Below are 23,897 nucleotides of genomic sequence, written 5' to 3' on the forward strand. Positions count from 1 at the left end.
GGAATACAAGCATGATTACGAAGTTGAACCCCGCCACCACCTATTCGTCGCCGAGCTTCTCCCAGGGCATGCTCGTTCAGGGAAATGCCCAGACGCTCTACATGTCCGGCCAGTGCGGCATCGCAAAGGACGGCGCCATTCCGGAGCAGTTCGCCCCCCAGTTCGCGCTCGCGATGGACAATGTTCTTGCGGTTCTGAAGGAGGGCGGAATGGGGCCGGCGGATATCGTCAAGATGACGTTCTATCTCACCAATGCCGAAGACCTGGCTGCGATGCGCGAGATTCGCGATCAGAAGCTGGAGGGCCATCTGGTTGCGATGACCGTACTGATCATCTCGAAGCTGGTGTTGCCGCAGCTCTCCGTCGAAATCGAGTGCACGGCCGTCAAGGCGCTCTGAACGCGGACCGGTAACTCGCGCCCCAGAAGAGGAAGTCATGAGCGCATCTGAAATCGTGCTGGAGGCGAAACAGCTCAGTCGAAAGTTCATGGACTTCGTTGCCGTGGATAACGTGAATCTGAAAGTTCGTCGGGGACACATCCACGCATTGATCGGACCGAACGGCGCGGGAAAGACGACGTGCTTCAACTTGCTGACACGCTTTCTCCCGCCGTCGGCCGGTCAGATCTTCTACAATGGAAACGATGTCACCAAGCAGTCGCCCGCGCGGCTGTCCCGTCAGGGAATGGTCAGGTCGTTTCAGATCTCGGCGACATTCGGCAGCCTGACCGTCATGCAGAATGTCGTGGTCGGGCTGCAGCGTCTCGGCGGCGGCACATTTGCCTTCTGGCAGCCGGCCTCGCGTCTCGACCATCATCGTGCGCGGGCCGAGCAATTGCTGCAGGAAGTGGGGTTGCTGAAATTTGCGGATCAGGTCGCGGGCAGTCTTCCATATGGCAGGCGGCGGGCGCTCGAAATCGCGACGACGCTCGCGATGGAGCCTGAACTGCTGCTGCTGGACGAGCCGACCCAGGGTATGGGCCATGAAGATGTCGCCGAGATTACCGATCTCATCAAGACAGTGGCGCAGGGACGCACGGTCCTGCTGGTCGAGCACAATATGAAGGTCGTGTCGCGCATCTGCGATCGGATTTCAGTGCTTCAGCGCGGTGCGATCATCGTTGAGGGCACGTTCGCCGAAGTGTCGGCCGATCAGCGCGTGGCCGAGGCCTATATCGGCTCCACTGTTCCCGAACGCGTGTTGCCGGAGCACTAATGTCCTGTCTGTTGAAACTGTCCGGCCTCAATGCCTGGTACGGCGAATCTCACATCCTGCGTGATGTAAATCTGACAGTGCAGGAAGGCGAGACCGTCACACTGATTGGACGCAACGGCTCGGGGCGAACCACGACGCTGAAGTCGATCCTCGGCTTGGAGGTTGCACGCAAGGGCTCGGTGGTGATCGATGGAGTCGAATGCGTCGCGGACCGCACTTATCGCATCGCGCGACGCGGCATCGGCTATTGCCCGGAAGAGCGCGGAATGTTCGCGTCTTTGTCCGCGGAGGAGAACCTTCTCCTGCCGCCGATCATCTCCGATCGTCAGGCGATGACGGTCGAAGAGATCTACGAACTGTTTCCAAATCTTTACGAACGGCGCGCGAGCCCGGCGTCCCGGCTGTCCGGAGGTGAGCAGCAGATGCTGGCCATCGCCCGCATCTTGCGCACCGGCGCCAGGCTACTTCTGCTCGACGAGATTTCGGAAGGACTGGCGCCTGTCATCGTCAAGCGATTGGGCGATATCGTTCAGATCCTGCAGAAAAAAGGCTACTCATTCGTGTTGGTCGAACAGAACTTTCGCTTCGTCGCTCCGCTCACGGATCGCTTCTATCTCATGGAATATGGACAGGTCGTCGATGTCTTTGATAGCGCCGACTTGCCCGCCAAGATGGATGACCTCAGCCTGCGTCTCGGCGTCTGAAGGAAGCACATGTCTCTGTTCAACCTACCGTTATCCGTCATCTTGAGCCAGCTGATGCTGGGTGTCGTCAACGGCGCCTTCTATGCGGTGCTATCGCTCGGTCTTGCTATCATTTTCGGCCTCCTGCACGTCATGAATTTCGCTCATGGCGCGTTCTACATGCTGGGCGCATTTTCCGCCTGGATGGGGCTCAATTATTTCGGCTTCGACTACTGGTGGATGCTCATCGTCGGTCCTGTCTGCGTTGCGGTGATCGGCATGGCTCTCGAATGGTTCGCGTTGCGGCGGCTCTACAGCATCGATCCGCTCTACGGCATGCTTCTGACATTTGGCTTTGCGCTGTTTCTCGAAGGCATGATGCGCGCTTTCTACGGCGTGTCCGGCAAGACCTTTTCAGCGCCATCCGCACTCGAGGGTGTCGTCGATCTCGGCTTCATGTTCATGCCGCGCTATCGGTTGTGGGTGTTGTGCGTATCGCTCGGTGTCTGTATCGGCACTTGGTTGCTGATCGAGAAGACACGGCTCGGGTCATATCTGCGTGCCGCCACAGAGAATCCGAGGCTGGTCGAGGCGTTCGGGATCAATGTCCCGATCATGGTCACGCTCACTTACGGCTTCGGCGTCTTCCTGGCTGCATTTGCCGGCGTTCTCTCCGCGCCGATCGTCCAGCTCTCACCACTGATGGGCATGAATCTGATTATCGTCGTTTTCGCGGTGGTCGTGATCGCGGGCATGGGATCCATTGGGGGCGCGATCGTGACGGGCCTCGCGCTCGGTGTCGTGGAAGGGCTGACACGGATCATCTATCCCGAAGCAGTGACCACCGTCGTATTTCTGGTCATGGGCCTCATCCTGCTGGTACGTCCGGCGGGGCTGTTCGGCACGCAGCGATGAGGACGCAAACAATGCATTCGACACTAAAATATTCCGCGGGCCTGCTCGCGCTCATCATTGCGCCGGCCGTGATCTACCCTGGCTTGCTGATGAAATTTCTGTGCTTCGCGCTCTTTGCGTGCGCCTACAACATCCTCGCTGGCTATACGCGCCTGATGTCATTCGGTCATGCTGCGATGTTCGGGGGCGCGGCTTATCTCAGCGGCTATTGCGTCATGCGCTACGGCGTCAGCCTTGAGGTCGGACTGCTGATCGGGTTGCTGTCCGGTGCCTTGATCGGCCTTGTCATGGGCGCGCTCGCTATTCGGCGCGACGGCGTCTACTTCACGATGGTGACACTGGCGCTCGCGCAGCTCATGTATTTTGTCTGGCTGCAAGCGCCGTTCACCGGCGGCGAGGATGGCCTGCAGGGCATCCCGCGCCCTAAACTGGGCGGCGTGATCCCGATCTCGACGACGCTTGAAATGTATTATCTCGTCCTCGCATTGTTTGCGCTATCCTTCGTTGCGATCAACCGGCTGATCAACTCGCCCTTCGCGAATGTCTTGAAAGCCATCAAGGACAACGAGCCGCGAGCGATCTCGCTGGGCTACGAGGTCAATCGCTACAAGCTTCTTGCATTCGTGCTGTCGTCCGCCTTCAGCGGTCTTGCTGGGGCGATGAAGAGCACGCTGGTTCTCGGACTGGCGACGCTACCGGACATGCACTGGACCATGTCGGGCGTCGTGGTGCTGATGTGCCTGGTCGGCGGGATCGGAACCGCGCTGGGGCCGGTGGTCGGCGCGGCCGTGATCGTGTTGCTGGAGAACCGTCTGGGCGATATGGGGGCCGCCATCGCGGCGTGGACGGGCATCGATCAGCTCAAGGTCCTGGCGGAATCGACCGGAACCGCCATGGGGATCATCTTTATGATCATGGTGCTGATGTTTCGGCGGGGGATCGTCGGTGAGCTTGCCGTGCGCCTGAATGTCAGGCGCTCAATGGCTCCCGAGGCCAAGCCGGTTGCACCGGTCGCCGGAGAAGCCCGATGACGGAAAACGGGTCTGTCACCGTCGATGTGGTTCGGATTTCCGACGAGTCGGCGATCGTCAAGACGATCGAACTTGCGTTGCCTGATCGGTCTACGCTGCATCCGGTCGCGGCCGGCGCGCATATCGACCTGTATCTGCCGGGCGGTCTGGTCCGCAGCTATTCGCTGATCAACGAGTCGGAAACGGGGCGCTACGTGGTGGCTGTCGCCCGTGCCGACGAGAGCCGTGGGGCGTCGCGCTATATCCATGACGTTCTGAAAGTAGGGGACCGGCTTCAGGTCGGCATACCGCGCAATCATTTCGAGCTGGTCGAGACCGCGGAGGCGTCGCTGCTGTTTGCGGGGGGCATCGGCATCACGCCGATTTACGCGATGATCAAGCGTCTCGTGAAGCTCGGAAAACCCTGGCATCTCGTCTATGGCGCCCGCTCGCGCGCCAATGCAGCCTTCGTCGCGCCCATTGTCGCGCTTGCGGCGACATCGGGTGGGCGCGTCGATCTCGTGTTCGATGACGAGCCGCGCGACGCGGGAGCTGGCATTTTCGGGCCGGTCGCGAGCATGGCGGCTGGGACACATGTGTATTGCTGCGGCCCTGCGGGAATGCTCGGCGCGTTTCGCGAGGCCTGCGCGCATCTGCCCGAAGCCCACGTCCATTTTGAGTATTTTGCACCGCCTGCATCGTCCGACGACAGTCCGATCGGTGGCTTCACAGTCAGGCTGGTCCAAAGCGCGCTGGAGATCGAAGTGCCGGTCGGCGTGACGATCCTGCAGGCGCTTCAGGACGCGGGCATCCCGGCCGATTTCGTCTGCGGCGAAGGAACCTGCGGATCATGCGAGGTCGCCGTTCTGGAAGGCGTGCCGGACAACCGGGATCATGTGTTGACCGCAGCGGAAAGAGAGGCAGGAGCCACGATCATGATCTGCTGCTCCGGCAGCAAGACGAAAGTCCTGGGCCTCGATCTCTAGCATCGTCCGGCGCGCCATATCCGAGCGTTAAGTAGTCGACCGACGAAATCGACCGCATGCGTAAAATCCTGAAAGGAATGGAAATCCGAAGCAGTGAGTAAACGATGGTTGGAATTTGGCATGACGTGGGTTCAGCGGACAGCCTGACGGATGAGCTGAGCCTTCGCGTGGCGGGCAAAGAAAATGTTCTGGTCGGCCGCATCGATGGTGAATTGCGTGCCTGTGTCGCCAAGTGTCCGCATGCCGGCGTCGCGATGGAGCGCCCTGATATCGAAGGTTCGATCGTGACGTGCCCGTTACATGGCTGGCGTTTCGATCTCAACTGCAATGGCCGGGAAATCCACGGATACCGTCCACTCGCAACACGAGATGTGAAGATCGAGAATGGCACAATTTTTGTCATGGTTTGACGTTCCCCGCCGGATCGCAAGGAGCTGAGCGTGATTGAGAAATTTCCAGCATCGTTTATCTACGAACCGCCGCGCATCTTGGGCAAGGTCCTCGCGCCTGACGAGTTCAGCTATCTGACGGAGTTGCCGCGTGGCCTGCCGTCGAGTTCAGTCGTTCTCCATGTATCGTGCCAGACTCTGACCGTGTCGCACATTCCTGTGCTGGCGCAGAAGATTTTGCAGGCGCTGGATATCGATTTCACCACCATTGGCGGCCCGGAAAACTGTTGCGGCTCGTTCCAATGGCACATGGGCGAGAACGACTACGAAAAGCAGATCGCCACGCTGTCCATGAGCAATTTCCGCAAGGTCAAGCCGGTGACGGTCATATCGACGTGCCCGGATTGCGACGCGAGCTTTGCCCGGCACAAATCGGCTCAGCACACTTTCAATCATACCAACATCCTGGAAATCTTCGGAGCCAATATCGAGAAGCTGAAGCCATTGCTCAAGCATCGCGTGGAGCGACGGGTGACGCTGCACTATCATCCCGAAGGTGAAGCACGCCAAAGGGACGGCATGAATATGAAGGCGCTTTTGGCGGCCGTGCCGGGTCTGGAGATTCTAGACGCGCCGCGATCAGTCGGTCTTGGCGGGCATTGCGTCGTGCAATTGGGAACGGTGCAGCCCGATGTCACCCAGGCAATGTTCCTTGAGGCCAAGTCGCTGGGGGCGACCGACATCATCGTGCCATATCACGGATGCTATCGGCAGAATTGCAAGCATCAGCTGACCTATGATGTCGAGGTCCAGCACTATCTCGGGATTCTTGCCCAGTCGATGGGCCTCGAATATGACGAGCCGTTCAAGACTTTGCGCATGCTGGATGACCTCGACAAGGCGATGGATCATTTGCGGCCAAGGATCGAAGAGCTCAACTTCAATGAGCAGGAAGTGCGGACTTACGTAAAGGCGTCGGTCTACGTCTAGCGCGGGCCACGATCACCTTCGTGGCTTGATCAAGTCCTGTGAGTCATGCGCCGCGGAGGGCAGGAGCCGAAGACGGGATGGAGATATTCTGCTTCGGCTCGAAGCCTGTCATCCGGCAGCGTCGCGATTTGGCAGTCTTTTTGTGATGTGTGGCGCAAAAGCGCTTCAGCATATCCATGTCGTAAATGCCGATCTCGTGCCGGCGCCGCCAGATGAGACCATTGGCCTCGAAGGTTGAGAGCATCAATGTGACCCAGGTGCGTGTGACCCCGACCATGGTCGCGAGGTCGTCCTGATTCAGTCCGCGCACGACGATTGGATTGCCCTCGATATCTCCGAAATCGTATGGTTCGGCCACGCGGTACATGAACTTGCAAAGCCGCTCTGCCGCGGAATCGAGCGCCAGCGGGCTCCACAATGCGAGCGATTCACTGGAAAGCGACGCGACGAGCTTGGCAATATTGACGGCAAATATCGGAATCTCGCGCATCAGTTCGAGCAGGGCTGCGCGTGGCAACACAAGCAGCGAGGTCTCCTCCACGCTTTCCAGCGAGCAGACGCGGCCCTGATTAAGCAGCGAACTGATGAGGCCGACATTGTAACCGGCCGACCAGATGGCGATGGTAAATTCCTCGCCGTCGGCGTTCGATTGAAACATCCGGATTCGACCGGAATCCACGACGTATAGACCATCCGCCGGGTCGCCGTGGCAAAAGATATTCGTGCGTCGCCCATATTTGCGTTCGGTCATGCGCCGGCGAATCTTATCTTGCTCTTCAGCACCTAAGCCTTCGAGCGCAATGAGCCATTTGCATTGATCCGTCGCGGACCAGACGTCACTCTTACCGGCTTTTCGCACAAGGCACCCCCCGACACATGCATATCGGTTAAGCAAGTAGTGGGCCACGAAGGCCCTGGAGGACGAACTGGGCAGACGACGAACCGCACTGCACCCAACCTGCGAGCGCACCAAACTCTCCCGCAATCACGCCGATATGAGGCGAGCAGCCGTATGAGCGTTGCGAGGGGTGTTTGCAGATGTGTACCGAATGGCGCTCCCTAGCGGAATCGAACCGCTCTCTCCACCGTGAAAGGGTGGCGTCCTAACCGATAGACGAAGGGAGCAAAAACGTCGGTTCGGCCAATATCCGTAATAGGATCAGGCGACCGGCATTTCGCACGGTTAGTAAAACGACAGCAACATCAGTGCGTTACGATGGTCTGCGAGGTTCCGCGCCGACCGGAAACAAATCAGCCCGGCGTCAGTGGGCGAACGTATAGTGTCCTTTGGCGGGGTCGGCAAGTCATCTGAAGCGGCAATTTTCAACTTCGCGGGGGGCTGGGGATATCGGCCCCGACCATGTCCATACCGGCCAAGTTGAAGGTCGATCGCAACGCTTCATCAAGCCTGCCGTTCTATGGTCCGGCGGGGGCGTGGAGACCATTATGGCAGTTACGAAAAAGCGCGATGTGCGGCGGTCGGTGCATCAGGCCGGCTGGATCACTCTGGACGGCGGCTTTGCCGCGCGCCCCTGCAATGTGCAGGATTTGTCGACCAGCGGCGCCAAGCTGGTGGTGGAGGATCCCACATCCATCGGCAACAAGATGCGGCTGGCCTTTTCGCGCGATGCCCGCACCGGCCGGAATTGCGAAGTGGTCTGGCGACGCGGCAAGACGCTCGGCGTTCGCTTTCTGGGCTGATCCCATGCGCCCCGAAATCATCGTCCCCGTATTGATGAGCTGCGCGCTGTTATGGTGGATCGGCCGCAGCATGGGATGGACCACGCGCCTGATGGTGGTGGCGATCACGCTCGTCGCCATCGTGGCGATTCTGCTGGTCGAAAAGGCGATCCAGTAAGGCGTCAGCTTAGCGGTGGTGAGACATAGGCGACAAAGCCTGGCCGTTGCGAGATTGTATCGTACCAGCGCCGGAGATGGGCGAGGTCGGGACGCGCAACACCTTCGACGCCGAACCAGCGTCGCGCATAGCAACCGATCACGAGATCGGCGAGGCTGAACGTGTCGCCCTCAAGATAGTCATGCCCGACAAGCTGGGTGTCGATCATCGCCCATAGCCTGCCGTTGTCATCCGCAGCCTTGTGCAGCGCCGCCATGTCGCGCTGGGCGGGCGGCGTGCGCACCAGTCCCCAGAACAGCGGGCGTTCGGCCGGTTGCAGCGTGCTGAGCACCCAGTCGAGCCAGCGCTCGATACCGGCACGGATTTTTGGCGCCGCCGGATAGAGCCTCGCATTGGTGTCGAAGGTCAGCGCGAGATAGCGGACGATGGCGTTCGATTCCCAGAGCGTGAAGTCGCCATGCTGGAGCGTCGGGACGCGGCCGTTGGGATTCATCGCGAGATAGTCGGCCTCGCTGTTGCGGCCATACTGCATGCCCGCATCGATCCTCTCGAATGCGAGGTCGAGTTCGTGGAAACACCACAGCACCTTTTGCACATTGACCGAATTTGCACGGCCCCAGAGCTGCAATGGCGGGGAGGAGGTGTTGATCACGGCCGGATGTCCTTGTGTTCGCGCGCTGCGATGTAGCCGGCACGATCACCTGCCAACAACGGCGAACTTCTCACGGCTGACATGAAAAAGCAGCATCTCAAACGCAAAACGGGCCTCGCACATGCGAAGCCCGTTGGTCGCTCGGTGTCTTGCCTTAGCGTCCGAAGAACAGCCAGAGCAAGATGATCACCGGAATTGGCACGCCCAGCATCCAGAGCAAAAGTCCGCGTCCCATAATCTCAGCCTCCGTTTAAATCGATGTCGCATTCACAACGTGACTGATGACGTCGAGTTCCAACGTAGCTGAGCTATTCCATCACCAGTGTCCGGTATTCGGCATCGATGTCCACGGCTCCTGCGGAGCCAGTGCATCGCCCTTTTGCAAGATCTCGATCGAGTGCAGATCGGGGGAGCGGACGAAGGCCATCTGGCCGTCGCGGGGCGGGCGATTGATGGTGATGCCAAGCTTCATCAGACGATCGCAAGTGGCGTAGATGTCATCGACCTCGTAGGCGAGATGGCCGAAATAGCGATCCTCGCCATATGTCTCTTCGTCCCAGTTGTAAGTGAGTTCGACCAGTGGCGCGCCGCGGCCGGTCTGGCCGGCGAGTGCTGGAATGTCCTCGTCGGCGGCCAGGAAGACCAGCGTGAATTTGGCCTTGTCATTATCGACGCGGCGGACTTCCTTGAGGCCCAGCGCATCGGCGTAGAATTTGAGGGCGACGTCGAGATTGCGGACGCGAAGCATGGTGTGCAGGAAGCGCATGGGACGATCTCCATGAAGGGCAGATGTGAGCCGCAAGACTGCGGGCCGATCCCATAGCAGCTAAATCGAACCGGTGGGAGAGGCAGGGTTTAGGCGGTCACATCGACAATCGCGGGCGTGTCGATCTCGCGCTTGTGCCAGACAGTGAGATCCTTGCGCGGACTATGCCAGGCATATTCGTCGCCCTTCGCGGCAAGATGTGACAGCGCCGCCCGATGGGCCTGATCTTCGCTCGCAGCCTCGACAACGACTTCGGTCGATTCCTCGACGGAGCGCACCACGACGACGCTGTAGAATTTCCTGTTCATGGCGGGACAACAAGCGAGGTTGCGAGGCGTTCCAGTCTCGCGCATGCGCCGCACGCGGTGCGCGCTATTGAGGCGCGATGCTGAACATGCTGTCGTCGACCTTCTCGGAGGTGATATCGACGAAGGCGCCGGGAAAGCGCACGGGATAGCCCCGGTCGTCGAAGGTGCAGCGGCCGCGCGCATAGACCCAGTGCACGCGATCGTCTGCGATGATGCGGTATTCCATCGAGAAGACGTCGCCGGTTTTCATCACGCGCGCGATTTCGGTGGTCAGCGCATGCGCGTCGTCGGGGTGAACGGCGGCGAGCCATTTTTCGATCGGCGAGCCGAGCGCGCCTTGCTCCTCACTGATGTTGAACAGCCGTGCTGCCGGGCCGTCGGCGTAGACGCGGTTACTGAGGAGATCCCAATCCCAGGTACCGACGAGCTGTTCGCGAATATTGGACGCCGGACCAGCATACCGCGCGCCGGTTTCTGCGGCCTCGAGCGCGGCCATGCGGAGTATTTGCGCTAGAATGTCATGGTGACTTGAGGCCGCCGCCTCGGCAAGCTTGCGGCAGATTTCGGACATCGCTGGTCCGTTGATCATGCTGGACTCCGGAACGATTTACCCGATAGTCGTCTTATCAGTGACTGATCGATTTTATTCAATTTGATGTACAGGAGAAGGTTCCGACGCTTTCCTGCACAACTTGGGAGTGATCGTCGTGTGGCGATTTGGAAGGGCCTCGGACGAGGAGGCGTTAAAAATGGTTGTCGCTTACCTCAGCATCAATGAGCCGGAACGCCGTCGCGAGATTTTTGATCTGGCCGAAAAATACGCACAGCAGACCAAGGCGCCGCCGATCTCCCAGGACAATTTCGAGAACAAGTAGACAGGCGGTCGCGCCGGATGCGTCGCTAACATTTTCCGTCGCGCGTTTTCGCCGCCACTACCCCCGCCGGAGTTAAGGATTGCAAATCTCTTCGGTAAAATACCAGGCAGCGCAAAGCTGCTATAGTTTAGGTTAAAACTGAAGTGTAGTTGCGCGCAAAAAGCTGTCGGGTATGGATGATCCTAGGCGAGGATCAACCCATGTCAGCTTCGTTTCACAATGCCGACAAGCCGACCCACCGGCGCGTGATGCTGGTTGGATTTCTGTTTTGTTCAGTCTTCATCGTTGTGAGTTTTTTCGCGCGCCCGCAGCCGCAGACTGACCATGTGCTGGTAAAGGCGGACAAGCTGGTGCGCACCGCCGGGCAACCCGTCACCGCGAACTGACAAGGCTTGCTCAGCGTTCACCTGGCGTGGTGTTGGGCGTGAAGGGAACGATCACCCGCGCAGGGATCACGGCATTGGATGCGACCGGAGCTGTGCGCGCGACAGGCTCGGGTCGTGGATTGGCCAAGGCCGGCGTCGGTTCGAGCAGTCCTGGCAGGAATGCGATCAATCCGCAGATCAGCGTCACCGCACTGAGCAGCAACAAGCTGTTGTCTTCTTCACGTGGTCCCATGGGGCGAGAACGCGGCAACCCCAATGTGGGTTCCTGACGCCTCGCGAAACGGCTCAAATTTTCAGATCGAGTGCGGACTGCCGTTGAGGCGGGATGGTGCGGTCGGACGATGTGTCCTGATAGGCTTTGCGGGCCTGTAACTGATCCCAGGCGCCTTTGCTCATGCGCAACGCTCCATAGGGCGGCGGGTTCGGCTGCACGACAATCGTTGGTACAATAAGGGCGCGTGAGGTCATGAGCGACCAATGCGACATCGCCTGACTGGTTCAGTGGCGCCGAGATTCACGCTTGATGGAAAGTTAATGAAGAAAGGTGTTTTCAAAACAAAAGCAGCGCCACGTGGCGCTGCTCAAATGTCGGCAATGGTTCTCGGTCACATACCGAGCGGCACGCCGTAATAGTCGTTAATCGATCGCGCCCGCGCGGTGTCAGCCCAGTTCCAGTCGCCGGCTTCTCCATATTTCGGCGCGTTTTGCAGCTGTTGCTGCGTGACGCCGGTGCGGTAACCGCCAAGATCGGTGTCATATTTCAGCGACTGCCAGGGCAGGGGATAATGATCGTCGCCGATGCCCAGGAAGCCGCCAAATGACAGGACGGCATACGAAACCCGGCCGCTCTTCTTGTCGATCATCACCCGCTCGATCGCGCCGATCTTCTGGTCATCCGCGCCGAACACGGACGTCCCTTCGACCTTATCGCTGCCGATCAGATTGCCTTGCTCGCTTGCTTCGAGTGCCATGGCTCATCTCCATATTGGATCACGTGTCCAACATGCCCCGCGCTGAAACGTTCCAGGATCAGGCTGCGGCTCAGCGGCTCGCAACAAGACGAAGGCGCGGCTTCAGCGTCGCCTTCAGATCCTCGTCAAGCTGCAAGACGCGGGGGTCGCGCGAGCGTGCCGCGCAGGTCGAGAACTGATTGACGGAGCGTGCGAGTGCCGCACGCTCTTCATGCGTGCGGGTCACATGTGGATGTGACAGCCGCAACACCATTCCGCCGAGGTCCACCAGGAGTTCATCCAGTGCCATGTCGATCTTGGCGATCTGTTCCATCATCGGCGTTACTCCACTGTTCGACCATGCGCGGCGAGGGCGGTGCGTGGTCGTCAACCATGTCGTCATCGTGAGAATGGAAAGCGTCAGCGCTATGGGCCGTTCCGATCGGCGGCCGTCTATGGTGAACGGTGAATTAACCGCGATGCAGCGCGCTCACCATGCAATCGCGGGAATGTGCGCTTTGAACCTGAATCGCCGCGGAAACCAACAAAAAGCATGCGCGTTATCGGCGCAGGAACACGGAGAGCATCTCATGAAAAAGGCAGCAGTTATTCTCGCATCCATCGCAGCGCTCGGGGCCACGGCCGTCAGCGCCCCGGCAGAAGCCCATGGGTGGCGACATGGATGGGGCCCAGGGCCGGCGATCGGTTTTGGTCTTGCCGCAGGAGCGCTTGCAGCCGGTGCTGCAGGAGCCTATGGGCCGTATTACGGTCCGCGTTATTACGGCGGTCCCCGATACTACGGCGGCCCGCGCTATTACGGCTATTATGGACCGCGCTATCGTCCCGCCTATTACGGCGGCTATGGTTACGGCGGCCCGCGCTATTACCGCAGTTACGGTTACTGGTAGGCAGTCGCATTAAGCCGGATATCCGGCCATTCAACAAAAAAGCCCGGAGCGATCGCTCCGGGCTTTTCCCTGATGTCGTGAGGCGTCTTCAGCGACTTGCTGCCTTCCGTGACGGGTGCGGCGTGACGAATTCATTCCATTCCGTCGCGCGGACTTTTTCGATCACCGTGTCGTAAAAACCTTCGCGTTCACGCTGGAGCTTCGCCTGCTTCTCGCGGAACTGCAAAACGCGCTGCTCGATGTCGGCGCGCGCCGATGATGCCGTTTTATCTGCCATTTTCTTCTTTCTTTTGTTGTCGTCCCGCCAAACCGGCGGCCTGCACGTCTATTTTTCGAATGTGGCGCCATTTCAGCGACGTTTGGTCGCTGACTGACGTTCAGGTGCACCAAACGCCGAATTTCCGTAAACGTTCCCCTGAGATCGAATAAATCGGTGCTTTAGGGTTTAGGAAGCGTCACTGCACTCAGCTATAGATCGCTGTGGCGGACAGGCCATGTGGCGTGTCGATCGGGAGGGCATATGAGCAAGCAGGCCATGCGTGAGGAAGCCGAACGGCTGATCCGCGAGTCGTTGGAGCGCAAAACGGTCGTGGTGAAGCAGGGGGACACACGGATTCTGTCCAACTGCGGAAAATGTGGCGCCCCGAACAAAGTATCCGCCCCCAAGGGCGTCTCACGGGTCGAATTTGCCTGCAAAGAGTGTGGTCACACGCAGGTCACGCTATAGGTGCAAATTACCCCGGCAACGGCGCAAGATTTGCTTTGTGTTTCGCCGAAACCAGTATCATGATTGGGATCAACGGCAGGGGATGGCCGATGAAAAACAATCACAGGGTGTGAAACCTTTAACCCTTGGACTGGTATCGGGTGCTGCTGGGTTTTGGGGACGACCATGCGTTTTCGCGTATCGACGATTTTTGGGCTCCTAGTTTTGACCGGTGTCACGCCGGCGGCTGCGCAATCCATCCGGACATCGGAACCTCTGGTTCTGGCTCCGTATGAGAGTGCGCTGGTTTACGACGGTTCGTGCTCGGCGGGGAAAGTGCTGAAGGTGACCGGTTCGATCCGGGGCCTCCGGCGCAAGAAGACCTGCGTTGCCATCGGCGAGACGCAGGCGTCGCTGGGCGCTGCCATCCAATAAGCGTCCTCTGAGAGGACTGCGCGCAGCCGAGCCGGCTCCCGAATGGTGCTGGCAAGTTGGATGCTGCCGTTAATTCTTCGTTAGGGCTGCGTCCAAGGGGCGGTTGGCAGGTGAGGGGCACGTGATAGCCTCTCGCCATGATCCGTCTTGCCCCAGTCTCAACGGTTCTGGCGTCGGAAACCGCGCGTAGTGCACGGCCGCCTGCAACCATCGACAGCAGTGACGATACCCAGCGAAATTACTGGGCGTACCGGTTTGGCATTTCCGCCGACAATCTCGACGCCGCCATCGAAGCCGTAGGTCCGTCGGTCGCAGCGGTGCGGCGCCATCTCGGTCGATAGGCGCCGCGGATTAGCCCTCAGCGGATCAGCCCTTTAAAGCGTGTGCCATAAAAGCCTTGGCCATACGGAGAAAGCCCCGCCGGGGGAGTGGCGAGGCTTTCAGGGATAGAGCATCGGGGAAGCTGCTCTGCTGTCACAACCTGTCTGCGCTGGTATCGTTCCCGAGTGATGAGCGGATGCGCGCCTGCACGCTGTCATAATAGGCTTGGCGCTCGCGATTGAGTGTCACTTGCCGCGCCTTGAAGGCGGCAACGCGTTGCGAGATGTCGGAGCGTTCGGAGATCTTGGAATATTGGGTCGGCCGATCGGGCAGGTCGGCGAGAATGTTCGTCGGCATCGATAGGGGCTCGATGGACTGGGCTGGTGCCGCGACCTGTGCTGCCTGTCCACCAGGCGTCGCCGTTATCACATCGTCCGGGTGGGCGATCGAGGGCACGAGACTGGCTTCGCTGCCAGCCGGAGCCGTCGCGGACCCCAGTCCGAGTTTAGTTGCTGCTGCCGGATGTGCCGCCGCGACCTGCTGAACGAATGCCAGCGTCTGTGCCACCAACCGGTCACGCTCTTCTTTCCAAGATGCCATGACACGTTCCCTACCCGGTATCGATCATCGCGACAGCTTCGATCTGTCGTCAACCTTACCGGGATGCCAGCCATTGCCGTGGATGACGCCTTGTCCGTGCTTGCGGCGCATTAACGATGTCGATAGTCCGGAAGGACACGGGAGAATGCCATGACCAAGTTCGATCTGGACTCGTTGAGCATCGAAGAGCTCGCCGCATTGCGCGATCGTGCAACCGACAAGCTCGCCGAGAAAGTTGCTGCGCGTCAGGCGGAGCTCGAGGCGGAACTCGAAAAGCTGGCGCAATACGGCAAGGCCACCAAGAAATCCCAGGCCACGCCGGTCGCGAAGGCGAAGAAGGACGACTCCAAAACAGAATTACTGCCGACGGATGTGTCGCGCGCGGCTTGACGCCGTTCGCGCTGCAGGATTTGTGATGGACGAGAGTCGTTGCGACTTTCGGTCACCGATTACTTGGTGGTGCTCCGGCACCGCCTCGATTTGATTCAATTGTTTTAAATGCACATGCCCAGGCGCGCGTTTTGTGCGTCACCAAGAGGAGCATGCCCGTATTGTTCTGGAGTGCGTAATGCAGACGCCCGATCTGAAGACATTGTCCGTCCCCGAACTGCTGTCGCTGCGGGATGATATCGACAAACAATTGCAGGCGCATCGCGCCGAGCTGCAGGCGCAGCTCGCGCAAATCAGCAACGTGAACGGCAAGGGTGGTCCGACGCGCGGCGTCAAGATCGCTCCCAAATATCGCCATCCCACGACAGGCGAGACGTGGACGGGCAGGGGCGGCGTTGCCGGATGGCTGGCGCGGGAAATCGAAGCCGGAAGCAAGCGCGAAGATTTCCTGATCGAGAAACCGAGCCGCAGAACAGCGGCGCATCGGCGCGGCAAGGACGAGTAGCGCGTATCTATCATGCAGTACGCCGGTGGTACCGAATGGCCATCTGCGGCATTGTCGGCCCGACATTCCTATCCGGACGACACCGAGACATGATTGCAGCAGATCTTCGTAGCGGCGTTGAGAGACTGGGCGAACTCATTGCCGAGTCACGCGTCATCGTGCCGTTCACAGGCGCGGGCATCTCGACCGAAACGGGCATTCCCGACTTCCGCTCGCCGGGAGGATTGTGGACCCGCAACAGGCCGATTCCATTCGATGAGTTCGTGGCCGATCAGGATGCGCGCGACGAATCATGGCGACGCAGATTCGCGATGGAAGAAATCTTCGCCGCAGCCCGACCGGGACGCGGCCATCTCGCGCTGGCCGCGCTTTACAAGGCTGGAAAGATTCCTGCGATTATCACGCAGAACATCGACAACCTGCACCAGGCCTCGGGCTTTGCAGCGGATGATGTGATCGAACTGCACGGCAATACGACTTACGCACGCTGTATCGGCTGCGAAGCGCGATATGAACTGCAGTGGGTGAGGACACGCTTCGATACTGACGGATCTGCGCCTGACTGCAGCGCATGCGGCGCGCCGGTGAAGACTGCGACGATTTCGTTCGGTCAAGCGATGCCCGAAGCGGAGATGCGTCGCGCTGCCGAATTGTCGCAGCATTGCGATCTCTTCATCGCAATCGGATCATCACTTGTCGTTTGGCCCGCCGCAGGATTCCCGCTGATGGCGAAACAGGCGGGTGCCAGGCTCGTGATCATCAACAACGAAGCAACTGAGCATGACGAGCATGCCGACCTTGTCATTCGTCACGATATCGGCGAAACGCTCAGCCCATTCGTTCGAAACTGATGCGAGGCTGATTCTTCGGGCCGCAAGCTGTTCATAGCTCGCACTGTGTTCGTTTTTTGTCTTTGCTGAGCAGTCGGCAGTGTTATCTTCGAATCGCAAGAGATTCGCACCGCAGCGTCGAGAGTTTGTTTCGATGAGGCATGTGAGATAGCGCTGACCTCGGGCTGGCAGCGCAATTGATAGTGGGATCCGGGGCCATGGGGTCGGATGCATTTGAGTCGAAGCGCGGGCTGATGCCTGGTGCAGCAACGTCGGGAGAAAATCCCGGCAACGCACAGCGTTCTTCCGTCGATCCGTTTGCGGGCGAGGGCGCCACAGTCGATCTCGTCGAGATCCGCGGCGTCATCAAGTGGTTCGATGCGTCCAAGGGCTATGGCTTCATCATTCCCGACGATGGCTCGACCGATGTGCTGCTGCATGTGACCGTGTTGCGCCGCGACGGCTTCCAGACCGCTTACGAGGGCGCCCGCATCGTCGTCGAATGCGTGCAGCGTTCCAAGGGCTATCAGGCTTTCCGCGTCGTCTCGATGGACGAATCAACGGCAATCCATCCGGCCCAGATGCTGCCGCCGCGCACCCATGTGACGGTCACTGCGACCAGCGGTCTCGAGCGTGCGCAGGTCAAATGGTTCAATCGCCTGCGCGGTTTCGGGTTCCTGAGCTGTGGCGAGGGCACGCCGGACATCTTCGTGCATATGGAGACGTTGCGCCGCTACGGCATGACCGAGCTGCGTCCCGGCCAATATGTGCTGGTCCGTTTCGGGCCCGGCTCGAAGGGCATGATGGCTGCCGAGATCCAGCCAGAAGGCGGCGCAGCCGGCTTCGTGTCGCACTAACGACCGCCTAAAATCCCTGACATGCACGAGGCCCGTTCGGGCCTTGTTTGCTATGAAGTCATGACTGTCTTCACGCGCCTGTGCGGCGCATCGCACTGGCATATGGTGGCCAGTGCAGGGTAGGGTTCGCGCGCCCGGCATGTCGCCCGGGTTGTTCCTGGAATCCCACCGATGACTGGCTTCGTTCATTTTGCTTTACCGCCCTCGCTTCGTGGCGCGCTGTTCGCGCGTCTGCTGCTGACGCTGCTGCTCGGATTTGCTCTGGCGCCTCGGATGGCAGGCGCCGCTGAGTTTCAGCCGCTGGAGATCGCGACCAAGTCTGGCGTACGGATGTTCTCCGTCGAGATGGCGACCACTGATGAAGAGCGTGCCAAGGGCCTGATGTATCGCAAGGAGCTGCCCGATGGTCAGGGCATGCTGTTCGACTTCACCCCCGAGCAGACCATCTCCATGTGGATGAAGAACACCTATATCTCGCTCGACATGATCTTCATCGGCGGCGACGGTCGTGTCACCAGGATTGCCGAGAATACCGAAACCGAGTCGACCAAGATCATTTCATCGGGCGGGCCGGCGAAAGCCGTGCTCGAAGTCATTGCCGGCACCGCGCGCAAATATGGCATCGCCCCCGGTGACCAGGTGGTGCATCCGTTGTTCAAGAAGCGCCGATAGGCAAATAAGCTTACGGGGAAGCCTTGCTGTCCCGCCCGTAAGCGTGTATCGAGACCGTCATGTCGGGGTATAGCGCAGCCTGGTAGCGCGGCGGTTTTGGGTACCGCAGGTCCAAAGTTCGAATCTTTGTGCCCCGACCATCAGCCTCAAATATCGCCGGAACATCCAGGCCCGTCTTTGGGGCAGTTCCCGTTATTCCGCGGCCTTCTTGGGCGGCCCGTCCGCTGATTTTGCAGCCTCGGCAGCTACCGGCTTCGGCAGTGGCTTGTCCTGCTTCTTCGACCACGAGATGTAATAGGCGACCAGCGTCATGATCGTGATGCCGGCGGCGCTGACGAAGACCTGCGCCAGGAACGAGCCCGACGACATCATCAGCTGGAAGTGACCGACGAAAGACAGGAACACGCCGACGCAGAATACGGCGAGCGACTGCTGGCCGCATTTGATCAGTGGCTTGAAAACCGTCCATTCCAGCCCCTTCCACTCCTTCGGCACGAAGCGCGTGACGAAGAAGGCGATGATCACGAAATGCAGCACGCGATAGGGCGCGAGATTGGTCTTGTCGTTCGGATTGAAGGCCTCATACAGCCAGTTCGGCATGATCATGTGGCCGTAGTCCGGGAAACGGCCGGCCATGGTCATGACGAGTGCGAACAGCAGATAGGCGATGCCGAAATACAGCAGCACTTTCGAGCGGATCACCGAGCGTGATTCCAGTGCGCCGCCAAGCGCAAACCATGCGCCGAACACGAAGAGCAGCTGCCAGGTGAACGGGTTGAAGTACCAGGTGCCATAGGGATAGGCGGGCAGGTTCCAGCCAAACTGGCGGGCGGCGAAATACAGCGCCAGCGAGGCCAGCATGGTGAGATCCGGCTTGCGCAGCATCATCCACAGCACCGGCGGGAAGAAGCCCATCAGCACGATATAGAGCGGCAGCACGTCGAGATTGAGCGGCTTGAACTTGAGCAGCAGGCCGTTGGTCAGGGTCTGGATCGGGTTGTCGACGAGCCCCGCGACATTGAACTCGTTGATGATGTCGGGGTCGTTATAGCGCTGCGCCACCCAGCCGATGGCGGCGATATAGATCACGAACAAGATGACGTGGGCGACATAGAGCTGCCAGACGCGCTTGGTGAGGCGTGTGGCGCCGACGATGAAGCCGCGCTCCAGCATCATCTTGGCGTAGACGAACGAGGCCGTGTAGCCGGAGATGAAGACGAACAGGTCGGCGGCGTCCGAGAAGCCGTAGTTGCGGGTCGTGACCCAGTTCACCACATTGTCCGGGATGTGATCGAGATAGATCGCCCAATTGGCGATGCCACGGAACAGGTCCAGCCGCAGGTCTCGGCCTTTGGGGGGGAGTGTGGCGTGGATTTCCATGGAGACCGCTTCAAAAGCCGGATGGGAGGAGCAGTTCGGAACACAGAACGCGGATCAGGATAGCCTGTTTCCGGCCCCGATTGTCACGGCGCCGGGGACAGAATATACACCTTCCGAAGCCGCCTAACGACGGAATCGCGGGTAGATCTTCGTGGAAACTGGATATACCAGCCCCGCCGTTTTCACCAAATTGTCGCAGTGTCGCATCTTCGAAGCGAAACTTAGAAGGCCCGCCGATCCCATGACCGCACGTATCTTCAAGGCCGCCAAAAATGCCATGCAGTCCGGCATGGCCAAGACCCGTGATTGGCAGCTCGATTACGAGCCGGAGCAGGCGCGGGTGATCGAGCCCCTGATGGGCTGGACCTCCTCCTCCGACATGAAGCAGCAGCTGTCGCTGCATTTCGACACCAAGGAAGACGCGGTCGCCTATTGCGAGCGCGAGGGCATCGCCTATCAGGTGATCGAGCCCAAGGGCCGCATCGAGCGCAAGGTCGCCTATTCCGACAATTTCGCCTTCGGCCGCCAGGAGCCATGGTCGCACTGACCGGCCCGGCGATCCCCGGCTATCGCGTCCAAAGTTAGGGTTGCGCGGGTCTGCCGCGCAATGAGACGATCCCGTGCCCCGTCCAGAGGGCCGGGCAAAACAAGAAACGGATTTGCAGGAAACGGGAGCCGATGGCCCTTCGCTCAACGCTCGATACCAATTCGGCTGAGTTTAAACAAAACATCGAAAAGATGCAGGCGCAGGTCGCCGAGCTGAAAGACAAGCTCGGGGCCGTAGCCGGCGGCGGCGGCGAGGCCGCCCGCGCCAAGCACACTGCACGCGGCAAGATGCTGGCCCGCGAGCGCGTCGATCTGCTGATCGATCCCGGCACCGCTTTTCTTGAATTGTCGCCGCTTGCTGCCAACGGCCTTTATGGCGGCGACGTGCATTCGGCCAGCATCATCACCGGCATCGGCCGCGTATCCGGCCGCGAATGCATGATCATCGCCAATGATGCGACCATCAAGGGCGGCACCTATTATCCGATGACGGTGAAGAAGCATCTGCGCGCGCAGGACATTGCGCGGCAGAACAATCTTCCCTGCATCTACATGGTCGATTCCGGCGGCGCGTTCCTGCCGCTGCAGGACGACCTGTTTCCCGACGAACGCCATTTCGGCCGCATCTTCTACAATCAGGCGCAGATGTCGGCGCAGGGCATTCCGCAGATCGCCGTGGTGATGGGATCGTGCACCGCCGGTGGCGCCTATGTGCCGGCAATGTCCGACGAGAGCATCATCGTACGCAATCAGGGCACGATCTTCCTTGGTGGCCCGCCGCTGGTGAAGGCTGCGACAGGCGAGGTGGTGTCGGCCGAAGAACTCGGCGGTGCGGACGTGCATTCGCGCCAGTCCGGGGTCACCGATCACTATGCGCAGAACGATGCCCACGCGATCGGGCTTGCGCGGAAGATCGTAGCGACATTCAAGCCGACGCAGCGCGCAGCCTGGAATTTAAGTCCTGCACGCGATCCGCTTTATGCAGCCGATGAACTCTACGGTGTCATTCCTGCGGACGCGCGAAAACCGTTCGACATGCACGATATCATCGCGCGCATCGTCGATGGTTCGGAATTCGACGAGTTCAAGAAGCTCTATGGCACCACGCTGATCACCGGCTTCGCGCATATCTGGGGATTCCCGGTTGGTATCATCGCGAATAACGGCATCCTGTTCAGCGAGAGCTCGCTCAAGGGCGCGCATTTCATCGAGCTTTGCTGCCAGCGCAACATTCCGCTCGTATTCCTGCAGAACATCACCGGATTCATGGTCGGCAAGAAATACGAGGCCGGTGGCATCGCACGCGATGGCGCCAAGCTGGTGACTGCTGTCGCCACCGCCAATGTGCCGAAATTCACCGTCGTGGTCGGCGGCTCCTATGGCGCCGGCAATTACGGCATGTGTGGCCGCGCCTATTCACCGCGCTTCCTGTGGATGTGGCCCAATGCCCGCATCTCGGTGATGGGTGGCGAGCAGGCGGCGATGGTTCTGAGCCAACTCCGCCGCGACAATATCGAGGCCAAGGGCGGCACCTGGTCCACCGAGGAAGAAGAGGCGTTCCGCAAGCCAACCCGCGACCAGTTCGAGACGCAGGGCAGCCCGTATCATGCGACGGCGCGGCTGTGGGACGACGGCGTGATCGATCCCGCCGATACGCGTCTCGTGCTCGGCCTCGGCCTGTCTGCCTCCGCCAACGCGCCGGTCGAGCCGACGCGTTTTGGCCTGTTCCGGATGTGAGGCGAAAGCGATGACCAAAGCCATCTATCGCCGTTTCCGCACGCTCCTGATCGCCAATCGCGGCGAGATCGCCTGCCGTGTGATCCGCACGGCGCGTGCCATGGGGCTGCGTACCGTCGCTGTTTATTCCGAAGCCGACGCCAACGCGCTGCACGTCGCCGAGGCTGACGAAGCCGTTCTCATCGGCCCGGCGCGTGCGGCGGACAGCTACCTCAATATCGGACGTATTCTGGCGGCTGCGAAAAGCAGCGGCGCGGAAGCGATCCACCCCGGTTATGGCTTTCTCTCGGAAAGCGCTGAATTCGCGCAGGCCTGCGCCGATGCCGGACTGATCTTTGTCGGCCCGACCGCCGAGATGATTACCGCCATGGGCTCGAAATCCGGCTCCAAGGCGCTGATGGAGAAAGCGGGTGTGCCGCTGGTGCCCGGCTATCACGGCGATGCGCAGGATGACGCCACGCTGTCCACTGCCGCCAACAAGATCGGCTTTCCGGTTCTCGTGAAAGCATCGGCCGGCGGCGGCGGCCGCGGCATGCGCGTCGTGCGCGCGGCCGACGAACTTGCACCCGCCATCGTCAGTGCCAAGCGCGAAGCCAAGGCCGCGTTCGGCGACGACCGCATGCTGATCGAGAAATATGTCGACAATCCCCGCCACATCGAAGTGCAGGTGATCGGCGACAGCCATGGCAATCTGCTCTCTTTGTTCGAGCGCGAATGCACCCTGCAGCGCCGACACCAGAAGGTGATCGAGGAAGCGCCGTCGCCGACATTGAACGAAACGCAGCGCGAAGCCGTCTGCGCCGCCGCACGCAAGGCCGCAAGTGCTGTAAGCTATGTCGGCGCCGGCACGATCGAATTCGTTTCCGACGGCAAGGACGTCTTCTTCATCGAGATGAATACGCGCCTGCAGGTCGAACATCCCGTGACCGAACTGATCACGGGTGTCGATCTGGTCGAATGGCAGCTCCGCGTTGCCTTTGGCGAAGCACTGCCGCTGACCCAGGACCAGATCAAGCTGAACGGCCACGCCATCGAGGCGCGTGTCTATGCCGAAAATCCCGACAAGAATTTCATGCCGTCAGTCGGCCGCATCACCGCCTGGCGGATGGCATCAGACATCGGCGGTTTGCGCATCGACGCCGGCTATCGTGCTGGCGATATGGTGTCGCCGAATTACGACGCCATGCTGGCCAAGATCATCACCTGGGCGCCGACGCGTGCCACGGCCATCGATGCACTTGGCCGTGCGCTCGACGAGACGGATATCCGCGGCATCGTCACCAACACGGCCTTCCTGTCGAAACTGGTGACGCATCCGGACGTCCGCGCCAATGAGATCAATACTGGTTTCATCGAACGGGAGCTGAACGCGCTGACGACAAGCGATGGCAGTGTCAGCGATCTCGAACTGTCGGCGGCCGTTGCCGCGATCATCGCGAGCGAGCAGGCCGTAGAGCGGAACGGGGCGCGGTCGCCATGGCAGACAGCTGGCTGGATGCCGGTCGGCCGACGCAATCGCCTGTTCAAGTTCAAGCGCGGCCAGGAGGAATGGCCGGTGACACTGCGCTATGGCGGCGGGGCATCGTCCATCGCGGTCGGTGATCGCGAGCTGCCGTTTGAATTAACGTCGATCGGCGAGGGCGTCGTCGATCTCACGCTCGATGGCGTCCGCTCGCGTATCACCGGCCTCGTCGAAGGCCACGAGCTTTATGTGCGCACCCGCAACGGGCGCTTCGATCTACATTGGGTCGATCCATTCGGCGGTGACGACGAGGAAACAACCGGCGAGGACAAGATCGTCGCGCCGCTGCCCGGCACGGTTGTGGCCTTGCTGGCGGAAGAGGGCGCGACGCTTGAAAAAGGCGCTGCCATCCTGACGCTGGAAGTCATGAAGATGGAGCAGACCTTGCGGGCGCCCTTTGCGGGCGTGTTGAAGCAGATTAAATGCAATGTTGGCGATGTCGTCGGCGAAGGTGCCGAACTTGCAGAGATCGAGCCGAGCGCCTGATCTCCGGAATATGCAGAAG

General features: G+C 60.1%; 35 protein-coding genes and 2 tRNA genes. 25 read left to right on the forward strand and 12 right to left on the reverse strand.

The window, feature by feature from the left end:
- Positions 1 to 11 precede the first annotated feature (11 nt).
- The 8 genes from AC1RQ5_RS16570 to AC1RQ5_RS16605 all read left to right on the forward strand — a co-directional run bounded on the left by AC1RQ5_RS16570 (position 12) and on the right by AC1RQ5_RS16605 (position 6,188).
- Positions 12 to 398: a RidA family protein gene (locus AC1RQ5_RS16570; RefSeq protein WP_493200354.1), complete on the forward strand. Its 387-nt coding sequence runs from the start codon at positions 12 to 14 to the stop codon at positions 396 to 398.
- 37 nt (positions 399 to 435) lie between these two features.
- Positions 436 to 1,215 carry an ABC transporter ATP-binding protein gene (locus AC1RQ5_RS16575; protein ID WP_493200356.1) on the forward strand — a complete coding sequence of 260 codons (780 nt, stop codon included), beginning with the start codon at positions 436 to 438 and terminating at the stop codon, positions 1,213 to 1,215.
- Positions 1,215 to 1,919, forward strand: coding sequence for an ABC transporter ATP-binding protein (locus AC1RQ5_RS16580; RefSeq protein ID WP_493200358.1), 705 nt, complete (start codon positions 1,215 to 1,217; stop codon positions 1,917 to 1,919). Before AC1RQ5_RS16575 ends, AC1RQ5_RS16580 begins: the two co-directional genes overlap by 1 nt.
- A 9-nt stretch (positions 1,920 to 1,928) precedes the next feature.
- Positions 1,929 to 2,813, forward strand: coding sequence for a branched-chain amino acid ABC transporter permease (locus tag AC1RQ5_RS16585; protein WP_493200360.1), 885 nt, complete (start codon positions 1,929 to 1,931; stop codon positions 2,811 to 2,813).
- An 11-nt stretch (positions 2,814 to 2,824) separates the two neighbouring features.
- Positions 2,825 to 3,844, forward strand: coding sequence for a branched-chain amino acid ABC transporter permease (locus AC1RQ5_RS16590; RefSeq protein ID WP_493200362.1), 1,020 nt, complete (start codon positions 2,825 to 2,827; stop codon positions 3,842 to 3,844).
- The gene (locus AC1RQ5_RS16595; RefSeq protein ID WP_493200364.1) at positions 3,841 to 4,809 is read left to right on the forward strand and encodes a PDR/VanB family oxidoreductase; all 969 of its coding nucleotides are present in this window, start codon (positions 3,841 to 3,843) and stop codon (positions 4,807 to 4,809) included. The genes AC1RQ5_RS16590 and AC1RQ5_RS16595 overlap by 4 nt, the downstream gene beginning before the upstream one ends.
- Before the next feature lie 104 nt (positions 4,810 to 4,913).
- Positions 4,914 to 5,219, forward strand: coding sequence for a Rieske (2Fe-2S) protein (locus AC1RQ5_RS16600; protein ID WP_493200366.1), 306 nt, complete (start codon positions 4,914 to 4,916; stop codon positions 5,217 to 5,219).
- 30 nt (positions 5,220 to 5,249) lie between these two features.
- Positions 5,250 to 6,188, forward strand: coding sequence for a heterodisulfide reductase-related iron-sulfur binding cluster (locus tag AC1RQ5_RS16605; RefSeq protein WP_398476366.1), 939 nt, complete (start codon positions 5,250 to 5,252; stop codon positions 6,186 to 6,188).
- Between the two features lie 43 nt (positions 6,189 to 6,231).
- Here AC1RQ5_RS16605 and AC1RQ5_RS16610 read toward each other — a convergent pair whose 3' ends face one another.
- Together AC1RQ5_RS16610 and AC1RQ5_RS16615 are read right to left on the reverse strand one after the other, a co-directional pair.
- Positions 6,232 to 6,939: a Crp/Fnr family transcriptional regulator gene (locus tag AC1RQ5_RS16610; protein WP_493200368.1), complete on the reverse strand. Its 708-nt coding sequence runs from the start codon at positions 6,937 to 6,939 to the stop codon at positions 6,232 to 6,234.
- Positions 6,940 to 7,238: 299 nt separating this feature from the next.
- Positions 7,239 to 7,313, reverse strand: a tRNA-Glu gene (locus tag AC1RQ5_RS16615).
- A gap of 321 nt (positions 7,314 to 7,634) precedes the next feature.
- Between AC1RQ5_RS16615 and AC1RQ5_RS16620 the strand changes: the two genes are divergently transcribed.
- Together AC1RQ5_RS16620 and AC1RQ5_RS16625 are read left to right on the forward strand one after the other, a co-directional pair.
- Entirely contained in the window at positions 7,635 to 7,889 is a 255-nt protein-coding gene (locus AC1RQ5_RS16620; RefSeq protein ID WP_493200370.1) for a PilZ domain-containing protein, read from the forward strand.
- A gap of 4 nt (positions 7,890 to 7,893) precedes the next feature.
- Positions 7,894 to 8,046 carry a hypothetical protein gene (locus AC1RQ5_RS16625; protein WP_493200371.1) on the forward strand — a complete coding sequence of 51 codons (153 nt, stop codon included), beginning with the start codon at positions 7,894 to 7,896 and terminating at the stop codon, positions 8,044 to 8,046.
- A 4-nt stretch (positions 8,047 to 8,050) separates the two neighbouring features.
- On the opposite strand, the gene AC1RQ5_RS16630 is transcribed toward AC1RQ5_RS16625, so the two are convergent.
- The 4 genes from AC1RQ5_RS16630 to AC1RQ5_RS16645 form a co-directional block, all read right to left on the reverse strand.
- The gene (locus AC1RQ5_RS16630) at positions 8,051 to 8,698 is read right to left on the reverse strand and encodes a glutathione S-transferase family protein (RefSeq protein WP_493200373.1); all 648 of its coding nucleotides are present in this window, start codon (positions 8,696 to 8,698) and stop codon (positions 8,051 to 8,053) included.
- Between the two features lie 316 nt (positions 8,699 to 9,014).
- On the reverse strand, positions 9,015 to 9,464 hold the full coding sequence (locus AC1RQ5_RS16635; RefSeq protein ID WP_493200375.1) for a VOC family protein: 450 nt from the start codon (positions 9,462 to 9,464) through the stop codon (positions 9,015 to 9,017).
- A gap of 89 nt (positions 9,465 to 9,553) precedes the next feature.
- Entirely contained in the window at positions 9,554 to 9,772 is a 219-nt protein-coding gene (locus AC1RQ5_RS16640; RefSeq protein ID WP_493200377.1) for a hypothetical protein, read from the reverse strand.
- Positions 9,773 to 9,836: 64 nt separating this feature from the next.
- Complete coding sequence (locus AC1RQ5_RS16645; RefSeq protein WP_493200378.1) at positions 9,837 to 10,361, reverse strand: PAS domain-containing protein; 525 nt, start codon at positions 10,359 to 10,361, stop codon at positions 9,837 to 9,839.
- Between the two features lie 160 nt (positions 10,362 to 10,521).
- Between AC1RQ5_RS16645 and AC1RQ5_RS16650 the strand changes: the two genes are divergently transcribed.
- Together AC1RQ5_RS16650 and AC1RQ5_RS16655 are read left to right on the forward strand one after the other, a co-directional pair.
- Positions 10,522 to 10,647 (forward strand): hypothetical protein, encoded by a 126-nt coding sequence (locus AC1RQ5_RS16650; protein ID WP_493200380.1) that lies wholly within the window; start codon positions 10,522 to 10,524, stop codon positions 10,645 to 10,647.
- 200 nt (positions 10,648 to 10,847) lie between these two features.
- The gene (locus AC1RQ5_RS16655) at positions 10,848 to 11,033 is read left to right on the forward strand and encodes a hypothetical protein (RefSeq protein WP_493200381.1); all 186 of its coding nucleotides are present in this window, start codon (positions 10,848 to 10,850) and stop codon (positions 11,031 to 11,033) included.
- A gap of 10 nt (positions 11,034 to 11,043) precedes the next feature.
- Here the strand turns inward: AC1RQ5_RS16655 and AC1RQ5_RS16660 are convergent, their stop codons facing one another.
- The 3 genes from AC1RQ5_RS16660 to AC1RQ5_RS16670 all read right to left on the reverse strand — a co-directional run bounded on the left by AC1RQ5_RS16660 (position 11,044) and on the right by AC1RQ5_RS16670 (position 12,317).
- Positions 11,044 to 11,238 (reverse strand): hypothetical protein, encoded by a 195-nt coding sequence (locus AC1RQ5_RS16660; RefSeq protein WP_493200383.1) that lies wholly within the window; start codon positions 11,236 to 11,238, stop codon positions 11,044 to 11,046.
- 400 nt (positions 11,239 to 11,638) lie between these two features.
- Complete coding sequence (locus AC1RQ5_RS16665; RefSeq protein ID WP_493200385.1) at positions 11,639 to 12,004, reverse strand: PRC-barrel domain-containing protein; 366 nt, start codon at positions 12,002 to 12,004, stop codon at positions 11,639 to 11,641.
- A 70-nt stretch (positions 12,005 to 12,074) separates the two neighbouring features.
- The gene (locus AC1RQ5_RS16670) at positions 12,075 to 12,317 is read right to left on the reverse strand and encodes a hypothetical protein (RefSeq protein WP_493203451.1); all 243 of its coding nucleotides are present in this window, start codon (positions 12,315 to 12,317) and stop codon (positions 12,075 to 12,077) included.
- Positions 12,318 to 12,573: 256 nt separating this feature from the next.
- On the opposite strand from AC1RQ5_RS16670, the gene AC1RQ5_RS16675 reads away from it, so the two are divergent.
- Positions 12,574 to 12,891, forward strand: a complete 318-nt coding sequence (locus AC1RQ5_RS16675; RefSeq protein ID WP_493200387.1) for a hypothetical protein — start codon at positions 12,574 to 12,576, stop codon at positions 12,889 to 12,891.
- Between the two features lie 88 nt (positions 12,892 to 12,979).
- Here the strand turns inward: AC1RQ5_RS16675 and AC1RQ5_RS16680 are convergent, their stop codons facing one another.
- Positions 12,980 to 13,168, reverse strand: coding sequence for a hypothetical protein (locus AC1RQ5_RS16680; RefSeq protein WP_493200389.1), 189 nt, complete (start codon positions 13,166 to 13,168; stop codon positions 12,980 to 12,982).
- 243 nt (positions 13,169 to 13,411) lie between these two features.
- Here AC1RQ5_RS16680 and AC1RQ5_RS16685 point away from each other — a divergent pair, with 243 nt between their 5' ends.
- From AC1RQ5_RS16685 to AC1RQ5_RS16695, 3 genes are all read left to right on the forward strand, one after another.
- The gene (locus AC1RQ5_RS16685) at positions 13,412 to 13,618 is read left to right on the forward strand and encodes a hypothetical protein (protein WP_493200391.1); all 207 of its coding nucleotides are present in this window, start codon (positions 13,412 to 13,414) and stop codon (positions 13,616 to 13,618) included.
- Between the two features lie 165 nt (positions 13,619 to 13,783).
- Positions 13,784 to 14,032: a hypothetical protein gene (locus AC1RQ5_RS16690; protein ID WP_493200393.1), complete on the forward strand. Its 249-nt coding sequence runs from the start codon at positions 13,784 to 13,786 to the stop codon at positions 14,030 to 14,032.
- A 137-nt stretch (positions 14,033 to 14,169) separates the two neighbouring features.
- A complete protein-coding gene (locus tag AC1RQ5_RS16695; protein ID WP_493200395.1) occupies positions 14,170 to 14,373 on the forward strand; it encodes a DUF3606 domain-containing protein in 204 nt (67 codons plus the stop codon).
- A gap of 133 nt (positions 14,374 to 14,506) precedes the next feature.
- Here the strand turns inward: AC1RQ5_RS16695 and AC1RQ5_RS16700 are convergent, their stop codons facing one another.
- The gene (locus AC1RQ5_RS16700) at positions 14,507 to 14,953 is read right to left on the reverse strand and encodes a hypothetical protein (protein WP_493200397.1); all 447 of its coding nucleotides are present in this window, start codon (positions 14,951 to 14,953) and stop codon (positions 14,507 to 14,509) included.
- 150 nt (positions 14,954 to 15,103) lie between these two features.
- On the opposite strand from AC1RQ5_RS16700, the gene AC1RQ5_RS16705 reads away from it, so the two are divergent.
- The 6 genes from AC1RQ5_RS16705 to AC1RQ5_RS16730 all read left to right on the forward strand — a co-directional run bounded on the left by AC1RQ5_RS16705 (position 15,104) and on the right by AC1RQ5_RS16730 (position 18,347).
- On the forward strand, positions 15,104 to 15,343 hold the full coding sequence (locus AC1RQ5_RS16705; protein ID WP_493200399.1) for a hypothetical protein: 240 nt from the start codon (positions 15,104 to 15,106) through the stop codon (positions 15,341 to 15,343).
- A 178-nt stretch (positions 15,344 to 15,521) separates the two neighbouring features.
- Positions 15,522 to 15,848: an H-NS histone family protein gene (locus AC1RQ5_RS16710; RefSeq protein ID WP_493200401.1), complete on the forward strand. Its 327-nt coding sequence runs from the start codon at positions 15,522 to 15,524 to the stop codon at positions 15,846 to 15,848.
- Positions 15,849 to 15,937: 89 nt separating this feature from the next.
- Positions 15,938 to 16,699, forward strand: coding sequence for an SIR2 family NAD-dependent protein deacylase (locus AC1RQ5_RS16715; protein WP_493200403.1), 762 nt, complete (start codon positions 15,938 to 15,940; stop codon positions 16,697 to 16,699).
- A 197-nt stretch (positions 16,700 to 16,896) separates the two neighbouring features.
- Entirely contained in the window at positions 16,897 to 17,535 is a 639-nt protein-coding gene (locus tag AC1RQ5_RS16720; RefSeq protein WP_493200404.1) for a cold-shock protein, read from the forward strand.
- Between the two features lie 171 nt (positions 17,536 to 17,706).
- Positions 17,707 to 18,207, forward strand: a complete 501-nt coding sequence (locus AC1RQ5_RS16725; protein ID WP_493200406.1) for a DUF192 domain-containing protein — start codon at positions 17,707 to 17,709, stop codon at positions 18,205 to 18,207.
- A gap of 63 nt (positions 18,208 to 18,270) precedes the next feature.
- Positions 18,271 to 18,347 (forward strand) — tRNA-Pro (locus AC1RQ5_RS16730).
- Between the two features lie 52 nt (positions 18,348 to 18,399).
- On the opposite strand, the gene AC1RQ5_RS16735 is transcribed toward AC1RQ5_RS16730, so the two are convergent.
- On the reverse strand, positions 18,400 to 19,587 hold the full coding sequence (locus AC1RQ5_RS16735; RefSeq protein WP_493200407.1) for an OpgC domain-containing protein: 1,188 nt from the start codon (positions 19,585 to 19,587) through the stop codon (positions 18,400 to 18,402).
- Positions 19,588 to 19,828: 241 nt separating this feature from the next.
- Here AC1RQ5_RS16735 and AC1RQ5_RS16740 point away from each other — a divergent pair, with 241 nt between their 5' ends.
- The 3 genes from AC1RQ5_RS16740 to AC1RQ5_RS16750 all read left to right on the forward strand — a co-directional run bounded on the left by AC1RQ5_RS16740 (position 19,829) and on the right by AC1RQ5_RS16750 (position 23,878).
- Positions 19,829 to 20,134 carry an ETC complex I subunit gene (locus tag AC1RQ5_RS16740; protein WP_398479479.1) on the forward strand — a complete coding sequence of 102 codons (306 nt, stop codon included), beginning with the start codon at positions 19,829 to 19,831 and terminating at the stop codon, positions 20,132 to 20,134.
- A 131-nt stretch (positions 20,135 to 20,265) separates the two neighbouring features.
- On the forward strand, positions 20,266 to 21,870 hold the full coding sequence (locus tag AC1RQ5_RS16745) for a carboxyl transferase domain-containing protein (RefSeq protein WP_493200409.1): 1,605 nt from the start codon (positions 20,266 to 20,268) through the stop codon (positions 21,868 to 21,870).
- Between the two features lie 10 nt (positions 21,871 to 21,880).
- Positions 21,881 to 23,878 carry an acetyl/propionyl/methylcrotonyl-CoA carboxylase subunit alpha gene (locus tag AC1RQ5_RS16750; RefSeq protein WP_493200411.1) on the forward strand — a complete coding sequence of 666 codons (1,998 nt, stop codon included), beginning with the start codon at positions 21,881 to 21,883 and terminating at the stop codon, positions 23,876 to 23,878.
- Positions 23,879 to 23,897 lie beyond the last annotated feature (19 nt).

It is taken from the genome of Tardiphaga sp. GW821-FHT12E02 (genome assembly GCF_058807155.1).

What these genes read in the sequence shown, in the direction of transcription:
- AC1RQ5_RS16570 (WP_493200354.1), top strand. Translation starts at nt 12, where the DNA reads ATGATTACGAAGTTGAACCCCGCCACCACCTATTCGTCGCCGAGCTTC.
- AC1RQ5_RS16575 (WP_493200356.1), top strand. Translation starts at nt 436, where the DNA reads ATGAGCGCATCTGAAATCGTGCTGGAGGCGAAACAGCTCAGTCGAAAG.
- AC1RQ5_RS16580 (WP_493200358.1), top strand. Translation starts at nt 1,215, where the DNA reads ATGTCCTGTCTGTTGAAACTGTCCGGCCTCAATGCCTGGTACGGCGAA.
- AC1RQ5_RS16585 (WP_493200360.1), top strand. Translation starts at nt 1,929, where the DNA reads ATGTCTCTGTTCAACCTACCGTTATCCGTCATCTTGAGCCAGCTGATG.
- AC1RQ5_RS16590 (WP_493200362.1), top strand. Translation starts at nt 2,825, where the DNA reads ATGCATTCGACACTAAAATATTCCGCGGGCCTGCTCGCGCTCATCATT.
- AC1RQ5_RS16595 (WP_493200364.1), top strand. Translation starts at nt 3,841, where the DNA reads ATGACGGAAAACGGGTCTGTCACCGTCGATGTGGTTCGGATTTCCGAC.
- AC1RQ5_RS16600 (WP_493200366.1), top strand. Translation starts at nt 4,914, where the DNA reads ATGGTTGGAATTTGGCATGACGTGGGTTCAGCGGACAGCCTGACGGAT.
- AC1RQ5_RS16610 (WP_493200368.1), bottom strand. Translation starts at nt 6,939, where the DNA reads ATGACCGAACGCAAATATGGGCGACGCACGAATATCTTTTGCCACGGC.
- AC1RQ5_RS16620 (WP_493200370.1), top strand. Translation starts at nt 7,635, where the DNA reads ATGGCAGTTACGAAAAAGCGCGATGTGCGGCGGTCGGTGCATCAGGCC.
- AC1RQ5_RS16625 (WP_493200371.1), top strand. Translation starts at nt 7,894, where the DNA reads ATGCGCCCCGAAATCATCGTCCCCGTATTGATGAGCTGCGCGCTGTTA.
- AC1RQ5_RS16635 (WP_493200375.1), bottom strand. Translation starts at nt 9,464, where the DNA reads ATGCGCTTCCTGCACACCATGCTTCGCGTCCGCAATCTCGACGTCGCC.
- AC1RQ5_RS16640 (WP_493200377.1), bottom strand. Translation starts at nt 9,772, where the DNA reads ATGAACAGGAAATTCTACAGCGTCGTCGTGGTGCGCTCCGTCGAGGAA.
- AC1RQ5_RS16645 (WP_493200378.1), bottom strand. Translation starts at nt 10,361, where the DNA reads ATGATCAACGGACCAGCGATGTCCGAAATCTGCCGCAAGCTTGCCGAG.
- AC1RQ5_RS16650 (WP_493200380.1), top strand. Translation starts at nt 10,522, where the DNA reads ATGGTTGTCGCTTACCTCAGCATCAATGAGCCGGAACGCCGTCGCGAG.
- AC1RQ5_RS16655 (WP_493200381.1), top strand. Translation starts at nt 10,848, where the DNA reads ATGTCAGCTTCGTTTCACAATGCCGACAAGCCGACCCACCGGCGCGTG.
- AC1RQ5_RS16665 (WP_493200385.1), bottom strand. Translation starts at nt 12,004, where the DNA reads ATGGCACTCGAAGCAAGCGAGCAAGGCAATCTGATCGGCAGCGATAAG.
- AC1RQ5_RS16670 (WP_493203451.1), bottom strand. Translation starts at nt 12,317, where the DNA reads ATGGAACAGATCGCCAAGATCGACATGGCACTGGATGAACTCCTGGTG.
- AC1RQ5_RS16675 (WP_493200387.1), top strand. Translation starts at nt 12,574, where the DNA reads ATGAAAAAGGCAGCAGTTATTCTCGCATCCATCGCAGCGCTCGGGGCC.
- AC1RQ5_RS16680 (WP_493200389.1), bottom strand. Translation starts at nt 13,168, where the DNA reads ATGGCAGATAAAACGGCATCATCGGCGCGCGCCGACATCGAGCAGCGC.
- AC1RQ5_RS16685 (WP_493200391.1), top strand. Translation starts at nt 13,412, where the DNA reads ATGAGCAAGCAGGCCATGCGTGAGGAAGCCGAACGGCTGATCCGCGAG.
- AC1RQ5_RS16690 (WP_493200393.1), top strand. Translation starts at nt 13,784, where the DNA reads ATGCGTTTTCGCGTATCGACGATTTTTGGGCTCCTAGTTTTGACCGGT.
- AC1RQ5_RS16695 (WP_493200395.1), top strand. Translation starts at nt 14,170, where the DNA reads ATGATCCGTCTTGCCCCAGTCTCAACGGTTCTGGCGTCGGAAACCGCG.
- AC1RQ5_RS16700 (WP_493200397.1), bottom strand. Translation starts at nt 14,953, where the DNA reads ATGGCATCTTGGAAAGAAGAGCGTGACCGGTTGGTGGCACAGACGCTG.
- AC1RQ5_RS16705 (WP_493200399.1), top strand. Translation starts at nt 15,104, where the DNA reads ATGACCAAGTTCGATCTGGACTCGTTGAGCATCGAAGAGCTCGCCGCA.
- AC1RQ5_RS16710 (WP_493200401.1), top strand. Translation starts at nt 15,522, where the DNA reads ATGCAGACGCCCGATCTGAAGACATTGTCCGTCCCCGAACTGCTGTCG.
- AC1RQ5_RS16715 (WP_493200403.1), top strand. Translation starts at nt 15,938, where the DNA reads ATGATTGCAGCAGATCTTCGTAGCGGCGTTGAGAGACTGGGCGAACTC.
- AC1RQ5_RS16720 (WP_493200404.1), top strand. Translation starts at nt 16,897, where the DNA reads ATGGGGTCGGATGCATTTGAGTCGAAGCGCGGGCTGATGCCTGGTGCA.
- AC1RQ5_RS16725 (WP_493200406.1), top strand. Translation starts at nt 17,707, where the DNA reads ATGACTGGCTTCGTTCATTTTGCTTTACCGCCCTCGCTTCGTGGCGCG.
- AC1RQ5_RS16735 (WP_493200407.1), bottom strand. Translation starts at nt 19,587, where the DNA reads ATGGAAATCCACGCCACACTCCCCCCCAAAGGCCGAGACCTGCGGCTG.
- AC1RQ5_RS16740 (WP_398479479.1), top strand. Translation starts at nt 19,829, where the DNA reads ATGACCGCACGTATCTTCAAGGCCGCCAAAAATGCCATGCAGTCCGGC.
- AC1RQ5_RS16745 (WP_493200409.1), top strand. Translation starts at nt 20,266, where the DNA reads ATGGCCCTTCGCTCAACGCTCGATACCAATTCGGCTGAGTTTAAACAA.
- AC1RQ5_RS16750 (WP_493200411.1), top strand. Translation starts at nt 21,881, where the DNA reads ATGACCAAAGCCATCTATCGCCGTTTCCGCACGCTCCTGATCGCCAAT.